Origin of the sequence: Wolbachia endosymbiont of Listronotus oregonensis, from assembly GCF_031205055.1 — a bacterium.
GTDB lineage: Bacteria > Pseudomonadota > Alphaproteobacteria > Rickettsiales > Anaplasmataceae > Wolbachia.
Genome location: NZ_CP102118.1, coordinates 1,510,718 through 1,533,914, shown reverse-complemented (window position 1 = coordinate 1,533,914; position 23,197 = coordinate 1,510,718). Strand labels below are relative to the sequence as shown.

The window sequence follows — 23,197 nt, the reverse complement described above, 5'->3', positions numbered from 1 at the left end:
GATAAGTGCGCTTACACAGACTGAAAGCACTTATCCACATCCACACTTTTTAAAAGAATTTAAATCAAATATTACAACTTATTTTTCCAACAGTTGCTGGTGCTCCTGGAACTTGAGTTGGAAGTAGTGCTAAAAAACCGTTTTGTTCTTCAATGGCAATATGGCGAAACCTTACTGATTTACTCGGAAAAAGTTTTAAACTTTCAGTTCGACCAAAACTAATTGGTAAAATATTAATAGCTCCAGTTAATGCTGTCATATTGAATGCTGGATTTGAAAGTGGATTTTGCATAATGTTTAGCTCCTATTAAAAATTAATATAAAATTCAGATTCCTTTACGGACAATAATACCCCTCTCTTCAAGTTGTTTTATTGCTGCTGTTTTTTGCTCTTCAGTTATATTTGCTGGCCAGACAATTGCATGATCAGCAAGTAAAGCTACGCGAGTAATGATTACTGCTTTAATATCTGCATCTTTACTATTTACATCGTTTATAATCACACCTATTGCTGTTTGAGTACCATCTGTGCCTAGCGGATTTAGAGCTCTTATAAAGCCCCCATCATCTGTCTTTTTGCTAACCACTGCTCCAAGCTTTAGGTTTTGTCCCTTAGCAACAGTAATTTGGTCACGTGAGTATAGATTTGATGCCTCATATTTTAAGAGGTCACCAAGATTATTTGGTTCAGTTATACAAGACATGTTTTTCTCCTGGAAATTTTGGCTGATAAAGTTATTAATTTTGTTTTTTCCGCTGAATTTGTAGTTGCTATAGTCCGCGGAATAGCTTTAGCTTTGTAGGTTTATATATTTTGTCGTGCCTTGGCTGCCTGCATCAATAAATCCTCCGAAATTACGTAAAATATGTTAAAAGCATCTTTGGCTTTATAGCCCACCAAGTAAAAATTATTTTTCAGTATTTTTCATTTCTCTATTGACTTTTAACACAACTGCTAAATTATTTGTTTCAGTTATACTTGTCATGTTTTTTCTCCTATATTTGTTACTTAAAAAAACTGCTTAAGTTTTTCTAAAATTTTGATGTTAAGTTAAAATAAATCTTCTAACGTAATCACTTTGTTGATTATATCTTTCAAGTGCTGGTTTTCAGTCGCTCCGTTTGCAGCAATAAGTACCCAAAATATTTGTTTCTTTGACCTAGTTTTCTCTTTATAAATTGCCTCTTTTTTTCTTAACTGTTCTATATATTCTTTTGTTATCGTATAAGGCTTATCACTGTATTTTATTTCACAAAGTGTCGTACATCCATCCTCTCGATCAAACACCAAGTCTATCTGAGCACCACTTTCTTCGCTGTCTTTCTCTGGGTGATATTGCCACTCACCACATACAGTTAGTATATGTTCCATCTCTAGTTTTCTTTTAATCGTATTGGCATGTTTAAAACACACTGCTTCAAATGCTTGTCCTGTCCATGTTAGCCAAGCTGGTTTTTTTATTGCTAACTCCCAATAATGAACATCACTTGTTATTGCCTTTTTCATTACTTCTCTGAATGGTTCAATCCACGTTAGATAAAATAACACATATTCGTCCATTACCCTGTAATATACTCCTCTCTTTGCCTTATTCAGTGGTAAAAAACCTCCAATAAATCCTGCTGCTTCTAAGCTCCTTAGTTTAGTAGTTAAGTACCCACCTTCAGTGATTTTAGTTGCTTTTATAAGTTCTTTCCTGCTGATCCCTTTTGGCTTTCTTGCAATCGCACGAATAATATTTATATATATTTCTGGTTCTTCATACAACGAGTGGAACAACATATCAAATTCATCAAATAACAAACCTTCCTTCTGAAAACAGATCGCATTAATATTTTGTGCTGCTGATAATCCTTGACTTACTTCCTTAAGGTAGTGTGGTATCCCTCCCATGTCCATATAGATCTGTAATATCTGCTGGTGATTAAGATTGACTCCTGAATACCTTAGATACTCTTTAGTTTCACTTAAGTTAAAAGGCTGCAAAGGTATTCTTGCAGTAATACGGTTATGTAATCCTCCTTTATTATAGATTAAATTTTCTAACATCCATGATGCTGCTGAACCACACACGATCAATATAAGCCTTTTTCGATATGTCCAATATACATTCCAGTAGTGTTCCAGTGCTACTAAAAATCCAGATTTTCTTGCAGCAAGCCATGGCAACTCATCAAAAAATAAAACAACCTGCTCATTTCTATGAATATCAATCGAAAGAGTTAATTGATGCAATGCATCCATCCAGTTTTTAGGCAAAGCCATTCTTACACCATTGTAAAAAGATCTAGATAATGATTCTGCAAAGATCTCAAGCTGCTCCTTCAAAGCACCTTTGTTGAGACCTGTCTGCTCAAATAGGATTACATCACGTTTGTTGAAAAATTGTTTTATTAAATATGTTTTTCCTACACGACGTCGACCATACACTGCGATAAACTCGGCTGATTGGGAAAGAAGCTTATTTTCTAGGATGGCTATTTCTTTTTCTCTACCAATTATTGGTTCACTCATACAATTTACCGCGGCGTATGTTAGCATTATATACCGCGGTTATAAGATGATCAACTTTATTTTACCGCGGCGTATGTTAGCATTATATACCGCGGTTAAGACCATCAAATGCCCCGACTTTTCGCTACCTGCATCATCAAGTCTTCCGGTGTACTTTGCGGTATTGTACTCAAAATCTCTGTCTTCTTCGTACGCTCTGCTAGTATCGACATTAATATCTCTTGCGCTTGTTTCGCATTTACATTCTGCTCAATAAATTCTCCTATCTTCTCTGGCATCTTTGATAAATTACATAATCGTATTACCTCTAATACTTCCGTGCGGCAGCTCTCGTACCCTAAACATCTTCCTTGCTCAATTAGATCATCAATATCTATTGCTTGTTCTTTTATCTCAGTTTTAGTCATATTATTTCTCCTATAATTATCTATAAATTCAGAAAACGTTGTGATTCCATCAGCAAGACCTATTTCTATTGCTCTCTCACCAAAATATAGCCCTGCTTCCGTTGATTTGATTCTTTCCGTGGACAAATTTCTGTTTCTTGCTATAAGCTGCAAAAACATTTCATATAGGCGGTCTACTTCCTCTTGTAAGCTTTCCAGACTTTCTGATGTTATTGGCTCATGCGGGTTTAAATCGTTTTTTCGACTTCCTGCAAATACTGTGGTATATTTTATCCCTTGTTTTTCATCAAACCCACTTTGATCTATATGACTTGCTATTACTCCTATGCTTCCTACCCCAGATGTTCTGCTTACAAATACTTTTTCGGCACTTGACGCTATTGCATACGCCGCAGAATACGCATCATCATTTGCTATTGCTATGATCTTTTTTAATGCCCTTGCTTCGTAAATAAAGTCAGCAAGGTCGAATAAACCGTTTACTTCTCCTCCGGGGCTGTCTATGTCCAAAATTATTATTTCTACTTCTTCATCTATTAAAGCTTCTTCTATCTCTTTACGTATCTTCTCATACGATGTCATCCCCAACACATCATCAAAAGCTTCTGAATTCTTCGTCAAGATTCCATGTATTGGTATTACTTTTATTCCCCTTTCACTATTTCTTACTGCATGTTTTATGTTTTTAAACGTTGGATGCTTCTCTACATGTAATGACAATAAATCAAAGCTTCTTTGCTCTATCATCATCGGTTTATTGAGCCAGCTCACTTATATTATTTCAGTATTAGAATTAAAACTACTGACGTCCGAGTCAAAACTTAAGTTGAGTGAACTAGCACGTCTTTGATCTTCGGCAATTTCTTGGTCTATTTCCTCTACATCATAACCAAGTTCTGATACCACTTCTGACCTGCTCTTAAACCCATTCCTTACCGCCATTTGCTGTGCTTGCTGGTCTTTTAGCGGATCCACCCAATCAAATCCTTGTGGTATCCATTTTACCTCTTTCGCCGCTTCTTTTGCCCACTTTTCACCTATGTCTAGTTCTCCAGATAGTATTGCTAACTCTAACCACCTATCCCATACTGGCCGGCAAAATTGAAATACCATTATGTTATGCTGTAACATTCCGCACCTCCGGCGAAACTCTATTAACCCGGCTCGGATTGATGAATAATTGACATTTGTTAAGTCACCTGTTAGCTGCTCATAAGTTATTCCCATGCCTACTGCTATTGCCCTGAGCTGCTGTTTCATGAATGCTTCATAACTTCCTCCAACATCTGATGGTTCCGAGAACTTAATATCTTCTCCGGGATCAAGTAATTGCATAATCCCAGGTTCTAAGCCTGACAGCGCTACTCCTTGTTCATTACTCTCTCCTTCTCCCATGATGTTCGCTTCAGGATCAAGTCTGGTAATAAATCCCGCAAACATTGCTGCAGTCTTTTTTCTCACTAATTCCGCATCGTCATATTGATCAAGTTCATAGAGCTTTAACAGTACACTGGACAACCACGGTACTCCTCGAATCTGCCCAGGTCTTAGTGGTCTATAGATATGTAAAACATCATTTGCTGGTACACGAACTGATTCGCCAAATGATCCTTCTCCAGGGTGTTCTCTAAATAGGTAATATGCTTCTCTTTGCCCAAGTCTATTGAACTCAATGCCGTTTCTAATTACATTACCATTGGCAAGGGTTTGATTGCTCTTATTGTCTAAATGCTCTGATTCCAGTACTTGCAGTTGCAACGGCACACAAAGTCCATCTTCTCGTTTTCTTGTTCGGAGTCTTACAAAACATTCTCCTCCTTCTATCATGCTCCTACAAACCAAAGCTTGTAATCCATAAAAATCACTCACTCCGCTACTGTCTGCTTCATCTGTCCATCTCAGCCATAACTCTTGGACTTTTTTCCGAAATTCTGCATCTTTCGCCTTTGACTGCGGTTTTATCCCTGTTCCAACGCAATTACTCACTATCGTATCGATTATGTTTGCTGCATAGGAGTTCTTTCTTACCATATCACGAGACCGACTACGTAGGTGCTCAAGGCTTTGAGACAGCAAATTGTTTATACTTCCTGACTCTGGTTGAAAGTGCAATAATCTCCTTCCTGAACCTGATGCATCCCACGCTGAGCTCTTGATTTTTGGTTTCCGGAATAATTGTTTGAATGATTTCAATAACATTTAGCCTCTGATTGTTTTAATTATGCAGCAGGTTGTTGCACAAATTTATAGTTTAATATTGAGAAATTTCAGCAAGCTGCTGGAGAATTTGGTCATTATAGTGCATTTACCTCGGGAGTGTTAAATAAACTGTGTCAAACCGCATTTTTAGTTCAACTCAATTTTCAATCTGCCAGGAAAGAAAACATCAAGTTGAGAGATAGTTAATGCCCAATCATGTACAGGCATCGTCCACTTTTCCTCTGCCTTCTTTATAGCACAATATACCTGCTTATACAAGGCATTTATGCTGGTAAATGAGCCTTTGGTCTTAGTGAATTTCCTAATTTGCCTATGTAGCCCCTCTATGGGATTGGTGGTGTAGATTATCCTCCTAACTGGACCAGAATACTTAAAATAACCAGACAAGTTTTCCCAATTATTCTGCCAAGATTTTATAACCATAGGGTACTTTGTGCCCCATTTTTCATCCAATTCCAACAGATAATTCTCGGCAATTTCCTTGCTTGAAGCTTGATATACCTTCTTTAAATCGCTCAAAAAACTCTTCGCATCTTTACTGGCCACATACTTCAGTGAGTTGCGTATCTGATGCACTATACACATCTGCACTTCCGCATTAGGAAAGACACTGTTTATAGCTGCAGGAAAGCTTTTCAGCCCATCAACGCAGGCAATAAGGATATCTTCTACTCCTCTTTCTTTGAGGTCATTTAGCACTCCCAACCAGAAGTTAGCTCCTTCACTTTCAGCCAAATAAAAACCTAATACTTCTTTTTTGCCATTTTGATCTATGCCTAATATGTTATACATGCATTTACTTACGCAATGCCCGTCCTCTTTGACTTTAAAAAACCATGAAAACTATCGGATATACAGACTGCAGCGGGCGACTACGCCATTCGTTGATTACTGGTAGCAATTTGTCAGTAATACTTGATATCTCTGCGTCAAAAGCTCAAATGACCCTGCGCTTGTACGTAAAGTCTTTGCATTCCTCCCATTTCTTCGATTATTCTCTTCGCTTTCAGCCGACAAGTGGTTTTCTATTTCACCTTCCAGGCTTACCTCCAGCAACTTTTTTATAAACGGTGTTAATGCTCCATCTCTTCCTGTCAACGGTCTTCCTTCTCGTATAGACGACAGGATATTTGTTTCTAATTCTTTATAATCTACCAAACCGGTAGTTCTGTTTACTACTTTCTGACTCATTGTCAAACCTCCATTTTTTTATATCAATTTATTACTTTTTTTTCGGTTTGACACAGTTTATTTAACACTCCCGAGCTTGGACCAGTATTCAATTCATCAGAAGACTCAGCTACTAAATTAGAGGCTTGAGATTCATGTATATCATGATTAATTGACCTACTTTCACTTCTTTCTTTATTAGTTTTCTTTCTTGATTCTCCTGAAATCGTCTCATTAGCTCTTGTATTAACTCTTTTTGGCCCTCCATTAACTCTTTTTTAAAATCTTCCTTGTCTTGCTTCATTTGATTCATCCCTTCTTGATGTCTTTCCTCTGCTCTTTTCCTTTCTTGCTTCATTTGATTCATCTCTTCTTGATGTCTTGTCTCCGCTTCTTTTTTTGCTTTAGACATCTCTCTTATTAACTCTTTTAAGTTCTCTTGTTCAACTTTAGAATTCTCTCTTTCCTTTTTATACCTTTTTTCATCTTCCTCCGCTTGCTTCATTAAATCTTTTATCCCTTGTTCTAATTCATTAATCAACGCTTGATTCCTTCCCCCTGTTTCCTCCCCTTTTTTAACTGCTTCTTTCAACAGCTTTTGCAACCTTTCTGTTTCCTTTTGCAACTTCTCTCTTTCCTCCGTAGACTTTTCTCTCTCCTCTTTAGATTTGTTAATTGATTCATTAAGTTTGTCTGTTAGATTTTTGTTTTCTTGTTTTATTGCTGCGATTGCAGAATTACACTCCTCTTTAACTTCTGTCAATTGTTTCTCAAAACTTTCTAACATTTGCTTATTCTCAGCTTCTAATTTTGATATCATTTCTTCCTTCTGAGATATGGTATTATTTTGCACAGCTATAGCGTTATCCTTCTCAGCTACAACATCCTCTAGTGTAGCTATAGTATTATCTCTCTCAGCTATAGCTCGATTTCCAGTAGCACTACCAACAATACCACCTAACACCACCAATAGCACTACCAACTGCAGCACCAGCAACTCCAGCAGCAATAACTGCAGTATCCACTCCAAACATATAACCTCCTCTTAAAATAAAAATTATTATGTATAACAAAATTGATTAGTAAGTCAACTACCTTTTTCAAAAAATACTTTCAATAAAAATGTAAGTCAATTAGCACCACAAAAAATCTAATTATTGACTTTTTCTAAAATTGCAAAAAAGTACCTACCTTTGTGAGAACTTATTGGGTAAAAATAGGGTTGTGCAAATAAAGGTGTGAAATTTTTGCAATAAAGCTAGGTACGTTAGTTCGCACCTAAATATCACAAAAATAGGCTAATATAGCTGATTTTACGATATAGTAGAATTATTATATAGAAAAGTTCGCACAGAACAAGCGGTAGACCATGCCATCCCAAGAAAAATAGTTCTCACGGTCCTTGATTTTGAGTGCTGAGAATGGCCAAATTACCTAGGTTTTCAATATAATATATTGATAAATTAATAGTCTGTCATCTGATAATGAGATAGGAAAATTACAATAAGCCTATCATAAAAAAAATTTCAATTTGAATAAATAAATGTTGCTTTCATCATAATTCTTATTATTCTACCTTTGGAATATTATAGAGGTTTATATGTTTGCAAGTAAAAAGCTAAGTCTAAATGAGTGGAAAAATTGGGCTATCGGTCTTGTGGGTAATACTATGTCTTCAATTGATCAAGCTACCTCACGTTGGTTTTGGAATTTAATTAATGGTCTACCTCGTGATTACTTTGCCAAAACATTTGATCAAGTTAATTACCTTGATAAACGAGTTTGGGAAGGAATGTTTAGAGCAAGGATAGATGAAATAAAGGAACAGCTAGAGTTGGAAGTATCAGAAAGTATTTTTGAAGCTGATCTTCTGAAGTTGCAGGGGTTAGTCGTTAAGTATAGTTTGTCTCCTGTTACTTATGAAGATGGACTTGAGGAATTAGAAAATTTTATATCTACCTTGGGTAATGGAGATAATTATCTCAAAATATTGAGAGAAGTAAGGAATGAGTTTAGGGAAGAATTAAAATTACAACCTGCACTATTAAAAGAATGTATCGAAGGCGAAGCTAACTTAGGAAGAAAGGAAAGTGAGTATTATAAATCTCTATTGGATGATAGAAGCTTAAAAAACACAAGCCCTGAAAGGGTTATTAGTGAATCGCCAATTTTAGATAAAGCTGCTGTAAGCAAAAGGGGAAATAACAATTATAAGTTAAGGAATATTAGCAAGTTGCTTTTTAGTAATCCCGGACAAGCATTAACTCTGTTTTTAGCCGCTCAATCAGCTTTTGCTAGCGCTGCTAATATTCAAATGAGTAATTCTACTGGACTTGCTATAGGAAATGATACTTTATCTTTTGATAATAATCTTTCTAATTTATCTGAGTTTAAAGGGAGAATAAATGAAAATGTTTCTCCCAATAGTATTTCCAAAAGTAGCAATTTTAGGAATAGTAACAAGGTAAGAAAAGAAATTGAAGTTGTTGAAAGAGACCTTGATGGTAGGTCTACAGAAATAAGAAGAGACACCGGTGAGCTGGTAGAAGTTTTAACATATGTAAAGAGCCAACGCTCTAAACGTGCTGCTAACGAGTTAGACTCAGAGATGGAGACTGTGCCTGAGAATCAAGAGGAAATCATTATCGGGCTTGAAAATAAAGTGAGAGAGTTAAAAAAGGAGATTGAGGAGATAAAGAATTCTTCTTCTGCTTCTGATGAACGTTACAAAGAACAAATCTCCCCGCTTGAAGGGCAACTGTTTTTTTTACAACGATCGTTCAATGATATGAAAAGGCGGTTTAATCAAACACTAACACAAAGAGATGGTGAAATATCCGGGCTGAAGGTAATTGTGGAAAATCTTGAAAAACAAGTCAAAAATTTGAAGGAAACAATTCAAGAAAATGAGCGAAAGTACCTATATGTTGAATGTACTAAGGATATAGAAGCAAGGAAGTTTAAAGATGCAGAAAAAAAACTAGCACAGATTAATAATGAAACTGAAACTTCTAATATAGTAAAAAATGTATATAGTGGCCGGATAGATAACTTTCCTTTGTTGCTTGAGTTTGGTAAGAGTGTCGGGGATACCAAGTTAGCGTTTTGGGTTTACAGAGCTTTAGATTATGAGTTGAGGGACACTCACAATGATGATATTTTAAAAGTCATTGAGTTAGCTGGGGCTGTAAAATCAGAAGTACTTGAGCAACAAAACACCACTCCTCATCTTGGGATAGAAGCAAATAATCTTTCAAGCAGCTTAAAAGATTTAATAAAGATTATGGCAGTAAAAAACTTAAGTGATGCTATAAAGGATAAAACTTATGCTCAAGGAGAGCGAAATGTTTTTGAAATCTCTAATGCGATTTTTTCACTGGAGAAACAGTTGTTCAAAGAGTTAATTACAAGTGTTATTGATGATGTATATGGCAAAGTGGATACGTATGGTGGAATATTAGGCTTTATATCGGAGAATCGTGATATTTCCCAGCGTGTATATGAGTATGAAGCGCTGCTTAAAAAAATGAAAGTTCAAAATCATCTTAGCTATGATACTGCAGCAGTTGAGTTAGCTTGCTGTATTAAAGACTTAATAGCTGATGTTAATCTTTCGCAAGAAACACGAGGTATACTTTTGAAGTTACAAGTTGAATTACCTGAAACTCTCAAGATTATAGTATTTGCAGAAAAAGTATGTATTAAAAATGTTGGATTTGGTGAGTATCTGTATGCTGCCTCTGATGGTTTCAAATATGGTGAGAAACGTAGGGTTTTTACTTGGCGGTCTCGAGATGAAAAAGTTACGCAAGGCGTATGGGAACTCGAACGTCATGGCAAAAATTATTACATAAAAAATACTCAGCATAATGAATATTTATCTTCTGGTAATATGGGTTATGACTATATTGGAACTCCATTTACTTTGCCTAGAGAAAAATTTCAACCTTATGAATGGGAGCTTAACCCTACTCATTCTGGTATTGAGATACTTTATCACAGTGAAGGCAAAATTACATCTGGTTTATGTATCTGGAGTGTTGAACCATATGACAATGGAAGGAATAATGTAATGGAAGGAGATAGGAAAGGATCGTTATGTATGTGGAAGTTTGAAGACTGTAGTAATATGCGCAGGCGTCGTGATGTACAAAGCTACTCAGAGCCTTCTTCTTACCTCAGCGATGTTACTTTAGATAAAGCAAAAGGTACTAATTCTTCTTCTATTGCGAGGTAACTACTTGTTTTCATAGGTTTTTTAATGGATTTCATATGCCAAATTTTTATAAATTGAGTTTTACTAAACAAGTCTTTCCTTTTGATGAAGGGGTACAACTCTATCAAGGTGATAGCCCGTTACAGTTCTATGCTCCTCATAAAGGAGAACTGGGTAGATACGAGTATAACAACAATACTTGGAAAGAGACATTATCTATGAAAGGTCTTCATGCGCGGCAAATCTATTTTGCTGACGTATTAGGGAATGGGGAGTTGATGTTGATTGCAAAAACTCAAGAAGGAATTAGTTTTTACCAACACAAAAATAGTGAATTTAGTCTTTTAAGTAAAACTGAGAATTTTAGGAACAATGCTTTTGGTAGTACCCGTGACTGGGATAAACCTGACAGTATTATAAAGTTTGGCCATTTTTACCGTGATCAAGGCTTGGTTGGAATATTAACTTATCGAAGAAATTATGGAACAAAGCTCTTTTTGATTAGGAAGGATTTGCTTCAAAAACAGCAGTATCCAATTCATACACCTAAGTATGATTATGCTATTCCTGGTAATTTTTCTCAAGCTAAGTTTGCCTTATCTGATTTAAAACAAAATGGCCAGGAAAATATTATTGTTCATGGTAATAATGGTTTTAATATATATTCATTCAATCAAACTCACCGACTAGAACATCTGATGCAGGTACCAAGTAGTGCCAAGTCTGATGATTCTGAAGAGGAGTTATTCTTTCCTAATTTAACCGGCCAGTCTTATCGTGATATTGTTGTATTAAATTCCAGCGGACTGTTTGTTTATCAATATAACAATAGTATCAATAATTATGGACTGATTGATTATCAGCCTTCATTCTCAAAGTTAAAGGGCTGGGAGCAAGAATATATAAATTCCATTCAATTTGAAGACATAGATTTAGATGGCAGAGAGGATATGCTCTTTACTGGCCCGAGTGGAATAAACTTACTTTCATTTAATAATCGTACTAATCAGTGGCAGTCCTTGTTGGACAATTCTGAGCTTACTATTTCTCAGCGTCATAGTGATGTAGTGAAGGTGTTCCCCGCTAGTCCTCCGATTACAAAATATCCGATAGTTTTTACAAAGTATAAGAATCAATTACACTCGGCAAACATTGTCGAAATTAAAGATTCACTATCTTTAGAAGAGGAACTTGAGATACACAGTACTTCATCTCAGGTGGCAACATCAAAGGTAGTGCCACAAGTATCTAAGGTTCATCTTGAAGAAGAAAAGCCTCCTCTTTTACTGAGGGATCAATTAGATTACTCTTCGATTATCGATGCGGTTAATAAGAATACAGGAAAGCTAAATTTTAAATTGCCATTAATTGATTTATCAAATCTTTCATCTGATCTTAAGTTGGATGTGCTTTATGATGGTAATAGTCAAATATTCGGTAACTTGGGACTTGGTTGGTCTTTACCACAAAATTTCATAATGATGGATCACCAATTGAGTATTTTTCCTGAAGATAAAAAGTATTATGTTATTCTGCAAGATTTGCCACAGCAACTAGTATTTGATTCTAAAAATTCAACTGATAACGTTTATTCCTTTAAATTATCGAATGAACAATCTGATGTACAGGTACGTTATTATAGAGACAAAGAAAGATGGGAAATAGATAGTAAAGATGTTAAGCAGAGTTATGGTGGTGCTCAAAGTGGTGCTGTTAGTTGGCAATTGAAGTGGAAAAACTGGCGAGGTGTAGGTAGTAGCTCCACAGGACAAGAGCAATTTGCCAATGTTTGGTATTTAGCTCAAGTAGAGGATAAAAATAATAATGTTCTGCATTGTACGTATGACGCAATTAACGTTGAAGTAGCCGGTGGTAATAGTTTTACCAGGGAAATTTACTTAAAGACCATTAGTGATGATCAGGGCAATAATATTACCTTCAATTACTCTGATAAAGACAAAAGTGAGTATGATTTACCTCCTATAGTAGATAAGCAAGGCAATATCGATACACAAATTGTGCAAACTCGTTATCTTAGTGGCTATAAGGTTAGTACCGCAAGCTATCAACAAGATATCAGTTTCGTTTATGAAGTAAAAGATAGAAAGCGTTTATTATCTAAAATTAAGCAAGAAGGTGATTCCACTAATCAGCCGATTCTACAATTTTCTTACAGTAAATCACATATGTTAGAGAAAGTTGTTTTACCAACTGGTGCGAGTGTTCAATTTGACTACCAATTCTTGGAAAAAGACTCCTCAATTAATGAGAGGATTGGGCAAAGGTATGATGTAGGGAAAGACTACAGAGTAGACTATGTCTATGATTGCCTACTTGTGAGTTATCTCGATAGACAAGAGCGAGTAGTACTTAGAATGTTTAATCAAGAGGTGACAGAGGAGTTGTACTCTTCTCTAGCATGGAAAGATTCATCAAAATTGCCGCTGTTAGGAAGGGGTGGAGCAAAATCTTATGAGATTGTTCTCGTAAGTGGATTTCTTGCCGTTGTTTTATCTTATAGCACTGATCAAGAGTTGCACTTACTACGCCGAGAAGAAGGTAAATGGGTATCCAAATCTTACACTTTTAGTGAAAAAACAACAATCAATTCTGGCAAGGATTTTATGGTTGTAGTAGATAATGACTCTGCTATAGAAGTAATTAGCTGGAATAAAGATTCAAAAGAGTGGAGAAAGGATAAACCTTTTGCTGAGTCAGAAGCACCACTATTGCTCAAAGTGTTTGGTAGAGGGTTTATCTTTTATGATAACGATCTTTTGTCAATAGGATATAAAGATTATGAAGACCGGTGGCGGTATAATACAATTGAAGCAATACCTGGAGTGATTAATGATATAGAGGAAACATTAGATAAATTTGATTTAGATAGCAAGCGGCGTGATAATTTTTTCGCATTCTTCAAAAATAATGCATTGCAAGTCAGTAATAATTTGTTGTTTCTAAATAGATGGAAAACGGAGGGAATGAAGCTTTATTCTGTAATAGACTTATTTGTTCTGGATAGTAGTTATAAATTAGCTAAACACGAACAAAAAAAGATTCTACAAGATGATTTAAATCAAATTTCAGATTGGTTGGAAAATGGTAGTGGAAGTTCTTTCAAACTTGCTTATCAAATTGTTAACGATAAATTGAAGGTTGTTGCTAAGGATGTTCGTGGTAGTATTGTTGATGAAATACATAAGCAAACTGATAATTCTAATCGAAGAAATGATCAAAAAGATGAGGTTCTCAAGGATACTACTAAATTTCTGGAAGATCCTGCAAAAAAGCCTTTTCTGCTGAATCCTTATAAGTATCTTGCAGCTCTCAATTCACAAGTGGTGATATGTAACAACACGAAGCTTACTTTTACTGGTGATAACTGGAAGGAAGATAAGGTATCTGAAGAAGAGTTAAAACAGTTGAAACAGGAGAAATTTTCTATTCCACTTGGTGAAAAATTTGTTTTGAAAAAGGAAGATTTAAATTTTTCCATCAAGCTATATAAGAAGTCAAATGATAAAGAGGAGCTGGTTAAAAATCTAGGAGTCAATCAATTGAATCAGACTGTGATCAGATATCCGATTTACTTAGCTTATCAGCCAAGGGATCAACGGGTAAACGTGATTAAGTTTGCAAATGATGGTAGTATTAGTAGAACTGATGAATTGTCTTGGTTAGAGAAATTAAGTCCATTCAGTAGTTATCAAACATTAGTAACGAGTGAAAATAGTGGTAAGACTTTGGTCTTTCGCAAACAGGCTGGACATTTATTTCCTGATCCTGTTATTACACAAGTTACAGTGAGTTTTGATGATGGTAATAAGCGTATTACTGGATATGAATATAGTAAAGCAAAAGCGTTAGGTAATATTATATATTATGAAAATGTTTCTGTAGTTCCAGGCAATGATAAGGGATCTTTTGGTTGGATAGAAGAAACCAGAGATCTTGGCAACCAATCTAGAACAGAAAAAAGAATTTTTAACTCACAAAAAGAGTTAATAAAAACTGTAAATTTTGAAGATAAGCAAGCTAATGCTACCGCAGTAGATAAGGAGAATTTATACTTAAACACTACCTTACTGGATAGAACAGGAAGACTGGAAATAGCACAGTTTTTTCCTTACGAAATAGCAGGTGAAGAAGTTGGTTACTATGGCTTTGAAGGTTATGAGATAAATAGAATTGGTAAAAAGGATTCCACATTTGAAAAGAAATGGGTATTTGATGAAAAGGATATAATAAGAGAAGGTTTTTCATTTACTGGAAGAAACTATCTAAGCTTATCAGGAAAGTCCTTGGTAGGGAAGTTTCAGCCAAATGATCAAAATCAGGAATACATAGCATCATGCTGGGTAAGGCCACACAGCGAAATGTTTAAACTTGGTGATATTGTTCCTTATCTAAAAGCAGTTGTTTCAGCTGAAAACAAAAATGAGACGGTTTTACCACTTGGTGAGGTTAAGTTGCAGTTTGGTAATTGGTTCTATTTAGAGGTAATTATAGATTTATTTTATGCGAAAGAGGTTTTGAAAAATTTAAATGAAGTACAGACAAATAAAACTCTAGTAGAAGAAGAGAATGTTAAATTAACAACATCTATTATTGTAGCTCCTGGTACAAACACTACTATTGATGTAGATCATGTTCGTTTCTCTCCGCTCAAGAGTAGTTTTAAAGCTAATGTATATACCAAACAGGTGAAAGAAGTAATAAGTGCTAGTGGACTGGTTGAGAGACAGATTTATGATAAATATCAAAAGCAAGTAGGAAGCATCAGTGGATATGGTGAGCTTAAAGAGCTTAGCACTTACACTAAGTCTTCAAGTATTGGACAAATTTTAACAGAGCTAAAGAGTAGTGTTATGATTCAGCCTGAAAATGGTTTTTACGAGGATTTTGCTCCTGACTCATTTAACGAGCGCTGGAAAATAGATAGTGCTGATGCTTGGCAAATTTCTCCTGGTCGATTACACCATTTAACTAATGATTCGCATACATTGCAGTTAGGTTCAAGCGATATAAATCGTAGTTCATGTGGAATGAGGTTTTATTTCTCACTACAGTCAGATGGTAGTGTAATCAAATTTAACAATAATCTCAAAGCAATGCGCACAGGAAATAAAGCGGAGATTACATTCTCAGGGAGAGATCAATCTATACCACTTGATGGTGAACTACTAATAGTTGCTGAGGGTAAGCGGATATTCGTATGGGTAGATGGAGGTTTATACTTTGATGGATTTTTGAATGTTTCCCTGTTCAATTTAGAAATTAGCGGTAAAGCAAGAATAAGTGATGTGATTGTCTTTAGTCAGCCAAGTGTTGAAGTAACTTATTTGAATAAACTGAATGAAAAATTACAGAAGATTGTGTTAGAGAGTGAAAATGTTTCAGTAATAACGCAATATCTGCATAATGAGCTTGGTAGACAATCTATTACCACACAACCAGCAGGCATAGAGAGAGCTAACCCTCTAGCTTACTATTCTAATTTTGTTACAAATGGTAATCCTTATACAGCAAATTCAGTATGGAAAACTGGCAAATTGGAAGGTGATGCTGCAAGAATTGTAGGAGAATATGGTTACAGTCAGGTTAAATATTGCGATAATCCACTGAATGAGGAGTGTGTAGTAGGTTTACCTAGCAAAGAGTTCTCTATTTCAGGTCCTTATGCAAAACGTTTTTCTTCTTCATTAGATAATTTGTTTATCAGCAATCTCTTTCCTGCCAGCAAAAATTATAGTTACCGTGTAGAGCATAAACCTGGAAACGTGAAAGATATTTCTGTTTTTGACAGCAAGGATAACAGAGTAGCTTGGTATATCTCCACTCCAAAAAGTGTTGGTCTACTAAGCACTTATGAGTATGATGAGAATGACAAACTAGTAAAGAGTTTACCGCCTATTTATCATGAGAAGGTGGGTACTTTTTACAAAATGAATTCACAGCTTAATTCTACGTCTAGAGAGGAAAAGACTTTGCAAGATTCTTTAGGCGTAAATATAAGTTATGACCAAAGGGGAAAAATCATTAGTAAAACAACGCCAGATTCAGGGAAAGTAGAGAATTTATACGATAAGGATGGATTGCTAAGATTTGTTTTACACTATTCTAATAATGAGAAGATTGATAATACTGTATATTTTGATTATGACGAACTAGGAAGACTGCAAAGTACGGGTGAAGTAATTTCTTCAACGCCTAATGAAGAGCTGCTGAGTTTAGAGCTTTCTGGTAACAATACAAGAGCATATCAGGAGTTTTACTATAGCGATGCTGAACGTCAGCCTGTTCTTCGTGGAAAGGTAGCTAGAACTATTACTTTTAACGCTGGTGAACCTCTGATTGAAGAATCGATAGTAAATATAGATGAAGAAACCATAAGTAAGCGAATTTTTATTCCAACTAAAGATGGAGAAAAGCCTTTATTGATTGGAGTAAATAAAAGATATGGAGCAGGGAAATTAAGGGAGGTAGAATATCCAATTGATATTTAGGATAGACCTTTGAGGATTAACTATCAGTATGACAAGCTTGGTAGGATTGAAGGTATTGGTATAAGGGGAAAAGAACACCTGTTTGCAAGTTTTACCTATAATTCTTATGGACAGATCAGTAGTGAGATGCACTTACCAGATTTAGAAAAGAACTTTACGCGTCAATATAGTTATAATTCTGCAGGCTTTTTAACTGAACTAAAGGATAAATTTTTAACGGAGAGGGTTTACTATACCAATGGAAGTTATGGTGGTTATGGATATGGTGATGGAACTATTACACGCACTGAATTTCAAGCAGACTGGCATGAAAATTGTGATGATAGTAAACTTGGATTGAATGAGAAGTCATTTGTAAGTGAATATGTCACTTCTGAAGAATCAGCACTTTGTTTTCGCGAGCTAAAGAAAGGAGGTTATCTGAATGACAATGGGCATCAAGCAAAAGTTTCTTCTACCATGAGGGGCGAGCTCCCAATTATTTGCAGGTATGGTTCGACTGGTCGTCACATTCAAAACACCTTGGGAAGAGAAGGATTTCCTAGAGAATATGGACATAGCTATGATTATGGTAATTATCAAGAGTTGACTAAGGCCAAGTATTTTGTAGGTAAGGAAGCGCCTATGCCGCTGCAGCCTGATAGTTTTGCTAGAGAAATTCCTAGAATGAATGAAACGGCCTCACGTGATATTTGGAAGAGGTTAAAAGAGTCTTGGTATCTGATAGAAGACAATGAAAAAGTTGATCTATCTTTAGGTCATGGTAAAAGGGGAAAATCTTTTATTAAAGGCACACTGCTTGATGATCTTAAAAGTGTTAATGCTGATTATGAACGGTATAAATTACCTTTAGAAGAGGTATTGATTGAATATTTTGCTCAAAAGCGGGATTTATCATCATTGAAGGTAAGTTTGCGAGATGCATTTGTAAGGTGGGGTAGTATTGAGGAAGCAAATGCAAATAAGATTGTGAAAATGTTAGAAGAGAAGGGATACTTAAAGAACCCTTTTGCAAAAGAGTTTAATGAGGTAATGGAGCGGTATCAGCCATATGTTCACGAAATAGTTAGTGTTTTATCGGAACATTTTGCTAAACGGCTTGGTGAAGCAGAGTTTGATGTTGAGTCTTATAGTATAGATGCAAATGGTAATCATGGTCATTTTTATACTGGATTTGATCGTTATGAGATTGGCTATCGTAATAATACCAACCAAGTTAGCAATGTGAAATTTCAATCTTTTGCTTCATCTGAAAGAAAACAAAATTTTTTAATGAAACATGATAGTCGAGGAAATGTTATTCAGGCTTTGCACAAAGGCATTGAGCAAATTGATTATCATCCGGTATCAAATCGTGCTACTAAAATTAAATTAACCGACGGTAGAGTGTTAGAATTTTACTATGATGCACGTGGTGAACGTGTACTAAAGAGAGTTTACGATAAAGCAGGGGAAGCAACAAAAGAAATACACTATATAAGAGATGAGTTTGGTCGAGCATTAGTAGAAAGGGAAGTTACTTATATTGCTGGAGGTTTGAGACCAGACGTATCAGTAACAGCATACATCTATGGTCCGAGAGGGTTGTTTGGGTTTATTAGGAATAATGAGTTTTATAGTGTAATAACTGACCATGAAGGCTCAATAAGGTTAGTGGTAAAGGGTGATGAAGTTGTAGCAGCGTATGATTACTTACCATATGGTAATTTAATGCGTAAGTACGAAAGTGATCCTGAAGGTAAAATTTCATATCGTTATACAGGTCAAGAATGGGATGAAGAAATAGGTTTATATAACTACCATGCAAGATTTTATGATCCGAGTATTGGCCGTTTTTATCAGATTGATCCGAAGGAGCAGTACTTTAGTCCATATAAATATGCTGGTAATTCGCCGGTATCAATGGTTGATCCAGATGGAGAGCTTGCCTTCCTGGTTCTTCTACCATTTATCATAGCTGGAGCTATAGCAGGAGGGTATTTAGGTGGAGCTGCAGCGAATAATAGATGGGATCCCACGGTATGGGATTTTAAAAGTAAAGAGACTTGGCTTGGTATAACAGGTGGAGGTATTGCTGGAGGATTCTTGCCAGTAGGATTTGCTGGATCTGTGCCTGCTTTGACTACCATGGGATTGTCAACTGGAGGAGCTATTGCTACAACAACAGGGTTAGGTCTTGGTGGTAGTTACTTGGGCATGAGCGCAGCTAATAATGAATGGAATCCTGGCAAGTGGAATTATGAATCGCCTGCAACATGGAATGCGGGATTTCATGGGTTTGCATTAGGCTCTAGCATACCAGCTGGAATCCATGGTGCTAGAATAGCTTACGGAAAGTTAAGTTCTAGTTTGAGTAGAGGTGCTTTCATTGGTGGTGGAGGAACTTTCGGTGTGGGGTCATTTGTTAAGAGTGGATTTGACAATCAGTGGGATTTTTCAAAGCCTGGAATGTGGTATGGTGGGCTACAAGCATTTGATGATGCTACTAATTTGCCGGTGTTTGCACGAAGCTTTTTTAAATCTGCGCGTAGGGGTTTTAAGGATATAGCAAAGGGAATGGGTGGTGGTCGTTATAGTTTGCTTGATGAGACACATAAGATGTATGGTTATCCGTACGCATCTTATACTGCGGGAAAGATGGCTTTAAAGGTGTTGGGAGTGTCTGTGCCAGCCTTCATACTTACTGCACTGAGTGAGGAACTGGATATGAGTAACCCAGGGACTTATTTTTCCATAGTTCGTCAAATGGCTATGGTCAATCAAAATTGGCTGATTGGTAAATCTTTTTACCGAAAATCAGGATTTAAAAAAAGGTTAGAGATTAATGAACAAAAAAAATTATTGTCTAAGCGAATTGCAGACGATGCTATTGATTCATATAGGAGTGAACTCAGAAGTACACCAGGGAGCAGTAGTGCTGACAATGCCATGATTCCCAACAGAGCAGTTGCTGTAGGAATGAGTGATAGATATGCAGTAGTTGGATTTTCGGGAAACAAAGGTAAGGGATTTATAGCGTTCTATCGTCATAATAAATTCAAGGCCTATCAGCCACTAGATGAGTTATACCTAGAAAATAATAAGTATATTGCTAATAGAGAAGTAAGTGCAAGCGATGATCCTGTTCGTAATCTAGAGATTATCACAGCAATTAATAAAGTTCAAGAGGATATAAAAAGGGATAATGCAAGATTGTTGAATGATATTAGTGCAGAGGATTTATCTAAAATGTTACCTGGTTTGGGGGTGGATTTGAGGGAGCGTGTGGTTCAAGAATTGAAGGCAACTCTAGGAAAGGGTGTGATGATAGATAAGGGTGATTTAAGCAGAAAAATGGTAGAATATCTAGAAAGAGTGAATACCAATTATGTAAAATATTTACGTGAAAAGATTAAACAACATCAAAATAGAATGAAAGAGTTAGGAAGAGATGTCAAACAAAGTACAGGACAAGAAAATAAAATCAAGGAACTAAAAGGGTTGCAAAAAGAAGTACAAACCCTCAATGGCTATCTGAGAGAACAGAAAACTGATAATCTAAAAAAACAAGTTGATTCGTACCTGAACAGAGAAAACGGGCTTGTTGAGATAATTCACAGCCTTGATGATAGGCTGACTCATTGGGATTACAACAACTGTGCTGAGCCTCACGTCATTACAGCGTTATCTAGGGGTAGGGAAACTTTCTCTAATCAGGCGTTAAATATCTATCAAGCATTCAAAGAAGACATAAAATTTTTGTCTACTTATAAAATAAATCGTGAAACAGGAGAGTTAGAAGATTTTCCTAGGTGTGATAAATGTATGATATCAACTCAAACAATTCGTAATGTTATAACAGATCCTGATTGGTCTGCCTATCTTAGTTACAACATAGACAATTATAATAAAAAGTTAGGGCGTTATGGTAAGAATGTGCCACATTTCCTTCTGACTATAACAAATAGTTCGTTGAAAGCAGAAAATTCTAGTTCAATCAGAGGAAAAAGATCGGTATTTGTTGGACAGGGTGAAGTAGAGACGATATCTAACTCTAAAATTAGAGCTGGTAGAGTAACTTCCATTTCAAATCAACTAAGTAAGGAAAGTATTATTGATATAAACAAAAAAATTACAAATAGTGCTACTCGAACGTCTTCATGGATAAATGATTTATTTGGTTGGATAAGAAGCTCTGTGAGTGGGTTATTAGGTTCTGAGTTACCTGAAGTAGTATCAAGTACTAAAAGTCCAATCTCACAAGTTGATGCAAAAATGGATGTAAACGGTACGATAATGTTACTTGACTTATTAATTAGAAAGGTTACAGGTCAAAAGTATATTTCTACAGCAGATCAGTCTATATCTCCACTAGAGGCACAGGGATATGCACTCAATATTACAAAGGGATTTGAGAAAGTAGTAGAGCAAGCTGCATTAAAAAGTGGCATATCAATGCACCGGTTAAATATTGATTATATGGGAATGCAGAAAGAGATTACTAGGAAAGTCATGAGTGGTAAATTTAATGAAATTTCAGGGACTTTAAAATCGTATGTAGAGAAAGCATTTCCTGGTAGAGAAGCTGGTAAATTAAGTTCGAAAAAGTTTGACAAGTTTATGGTAGAGTTTAATAGCGGGCTAAATGTTGTACTAAATCAATCAATAGAGCAGATATTACACAACGGAGATGGTAGATTAGAAGTTGGTGGTGCAAAGGAAATGAGTTTAGAGCCTCAAAGTTATTTAAGTAATGCTTCCGTTCAAGGCCATTCAAAAGTATCAACTTGTCTTTCTGACATAGGAGTAACTAAGCTTGTGAATAACCTCAGTAGGTAGACTAAAATATGAGAGATGGAGGTATAATATGCAAAATAGGGGAAAGTTTACAATAGGATTTAAAGTAAAGGTAGTCAAAATAATTAGGGAAACCAGTAGCAAGTTTGATGGTCTTAATAATAAAATGGATGAAGTAGACGTTACAGGTAATAATGCTAAGTGGTTAATGTGTTTTCCATATTGAACTTACAGTACGTAGCTTTGATATAGAAGTTTGGGTAACGTTATGATAGTAATTTATATAATTCTTTGTGCAATCTTTATAGCTGTTTTAGACAGTTCATTAGACTCTTAATTAGGGGATATGTCTAACTTAGAGAAGGTTTTCATAAATATTGAAGTGAATAAGTAGGGATTTATGTTTTTTCTTTGAGTTGTGAAATTTCAGAATGAGAGAGACCAGTAATTTGAGCTATAACATCAATAGAGACACCGGCCTTGAGTGAGTTTTTTGCAACTTCAATTTTACCTTCAATTTTACCTTTTTGATGACCGATTTGGATGCCTTCTTGTCTACCTTTGTGAGTAGCATCATCGAGTTTTTGTTCCAAGATAGCAGCTTCTTTTTGTAAATCCATTACCCTTTCTTCATAAGCTACAAGATCTTTCTCATTCCAATGAAATTTATCTAACTCGTCATACGCTAACTTTATTATCGGTGACTTTTCTGCTATTTTTCTTAAATCTTCATCCGTAGTTTCTTCTGCATATTTGAAGAAAAAGAGCCAACGATCTACTACATTTTCTAGCTGATCTTCTCTGCTCTTAGGAAACTTTGGCAGCTCAATGAAGATAAATTGAAAATCTTTTAAGTCATGCTCGTTAGTTTTTTCATCTCTTATGGTATGGCTAGATATATAATCAGGCTTATCAGGAAATAAATTACAATTGGAAATAGCAATAAAGAAAACCTTCTTTAAATCAATGTACTTACCACCTTTATCAGCCTGCCTTGAGTAAGCCTTAGCAGCATAAAGTTGAGCACGTTTTTCGAAGCCTTTATCACGAGCGAGTTGCATTTCCGCAATATACCTATTTCCATATGAATCCTTACAAAGAACATCAACAATGCTTTGTTTATCAGAAGCAATCTCAGGATCCATAATAGTGCTAAGGAACTCAACATCTTGAATAGTGTTAACCCCAGTAAAGCCTAAGATGTCATTTAAGAAGTGAATAAGGATATTCTTATTTTTCTCAGTGCCAAACACTCGTTTAAAGGACAGGTCGAATTTTGGATCAAGAAACTTAGAAAGAGCCATAAGAAAGTAAGATAAAAAGCATTGATAATTATACACAATTATGAAGAAATATTCAACTAAAATTGAAACGTAGAAGTTTT

At 35.7% G+C, this 23,197-nt stretch carries 10 protein-coding genes and 2 pseudogenes; 4 read left to right on the top strand and 8 right to left on the bottom strand.

What is annotated here, in order from left to right:
* Positions 1-82: 82 nt before the first annotated feature.
* The 7 genes and pseudogenes from NMD99_RS07715 to NMD99_RS07685 all read right to left on the bottom strand — a co-directional run.
* A pseudogene (locus NMD99_RS07715) lies at positions 83-292 on the bottom strand (major capsid protein); the annotation flags it as partial.
* Between the two features lie 34 nt (positions 293-326).
* Complete coding sequence (locus tag NMD99_RS07710) at positions 327-704, bottom strand: head decoration protein (RefSeq protein WP_264687786.1); 378 nt, start codon at positions 702-704, stop codon at positions 327-329.
* Positions 705-1,051: 347 nt separating this feature from the next.
* Positions 1,052-2,515 (bottom strand): AAA family ATPase, encoded by a 1,464-nt coding sequence (locus tag NMD99_RS07705; protein ID WP_264688405.1) that lies wholly within the window; start codon positions 2,513-2,515, stop codon positions 1,052-1,054.
* 104 nt (positions 2,516-2,619) lie between these two features.
* Positions 2,620-3,672 carry a S49 family peptidase gene (locus tag NMD99_RS07700; protein WP_253309939.1) on the bottom strand — a complete coding sequence of 351 codons (1,053 nt, stop codon included), beginning with the start codon at positions 3,670-3,672 and terminating at the stop codon, positions 2,620-2,622.
* 21 nt (positions 3,673-3,693) lie between these two features.
* The gene (locus tag NMD99_RS07695; RefSeq protein WP_309166117.1) at positions 3,694-5,121 is read right to left on the bottom strand and encodes a phage portal protein; all 1,428 of its coding nucleotides are present in this window, start codon (positions 5,119-5,121) and stop codon (positions 3,694-3,696) included.
* Positions 5,122-5,268: 147 nt separating this feature from the next.
* Positions 5,269-6,333 (bottom strand): annotated as a pseudogene (locus tag NMD99_RS07690) (IS256 family transposase).
* Positions 6,334-6,445: 112 nt separating this feature from the next.
* Positions 6,446-7,279 carry a coiled-coil domain-containing protein gene (locus NMD99_RS07685; protein WP_309166115.1) on the bottom strand — a complete coding sequence of 278 codons (834 nt, stop codon included), beginning with the start codon at positions 7,277-7,279 and terminating at the stop codon, positions 6,446-6,448.
* 633 nt (positions 7,280-7,912) lie between these two features.
* Between NMD99_RS07685 and NMD99_RS07680 the strand changes: the two genes are divergently transcribed.
* Genes NMD99_RS07680 through NMD99_RS07665 form a run of 4 tightly spaced genes read left to right on the top strand, consistent with a single transcriptional unit; the run spans position 7,913 to position 22,039 of the window.
* Entirely contained in the window at positions 7,913-10,549 is a 2,637-nt protein-coding gene (locus tag NMD99_RS07680) for a hypothetical protein (RefSeq protein WP_309166114.1), read from the top strand.
* A 35-nt stretch (positions 10,550-10,584) separates the two neighbouring features.
* Positions 10,585-17,037, top strand: a complete 6,453-nt coding sequence (locus tag NMD99_RS07675) for a hypothetical protein (RefSeq protein WP_309166112.1) — start codon at positions 10,585-10,587, stop codon at positions 17,035-17,037.
* A gap of 9 nt (positions 17,038-17,046) precedes the next feature.
* A complete protein-coding gene (locus NMD99_RS07670; RefSeq protein ID WP_309166111.1) occupies positions 17,047-21,855 on the top strand; it encodes an RHS repeat-associated core domain-containing protein in 4,809 nt (1,602 codons plus the stop codon).
* A 28-nt stretch (positions 21,856-21,883) separates the two neighbouring features.
* Positions 21,884-22,039 carry a hypothetical protein gene (locus NMD99_RS07665; RefSeq protein ID WP_253303103.1) on the top strand — a complete coding sequence of 52 codons (156 nt, stop codon included), beginning with the start codon at positions 21,884-21,886 and terminating at the stop codon, positions 22,037-22,039.
* Between the two features lie 172 nt (positions 22,040-22,211).
* On the opposite strand, the gene NMD99_RS07660 is transcribed toward NMD99_RS07665, so the two are convergent.
* Positions 22,212-23,117 (bottom strand): Rpn family recombination-promoting nuclease/putative transposase, encoded by a 906-nt coding sequence (locus tag NMD99_RS07660; protein ID WP_309166110.1) that lies wholly within the window; start codon positions 23,115-23,117, stop codon positions 22,212-22,214.
* Positions 23,118-23,197 lie beyond the last annotated feature (80 nt).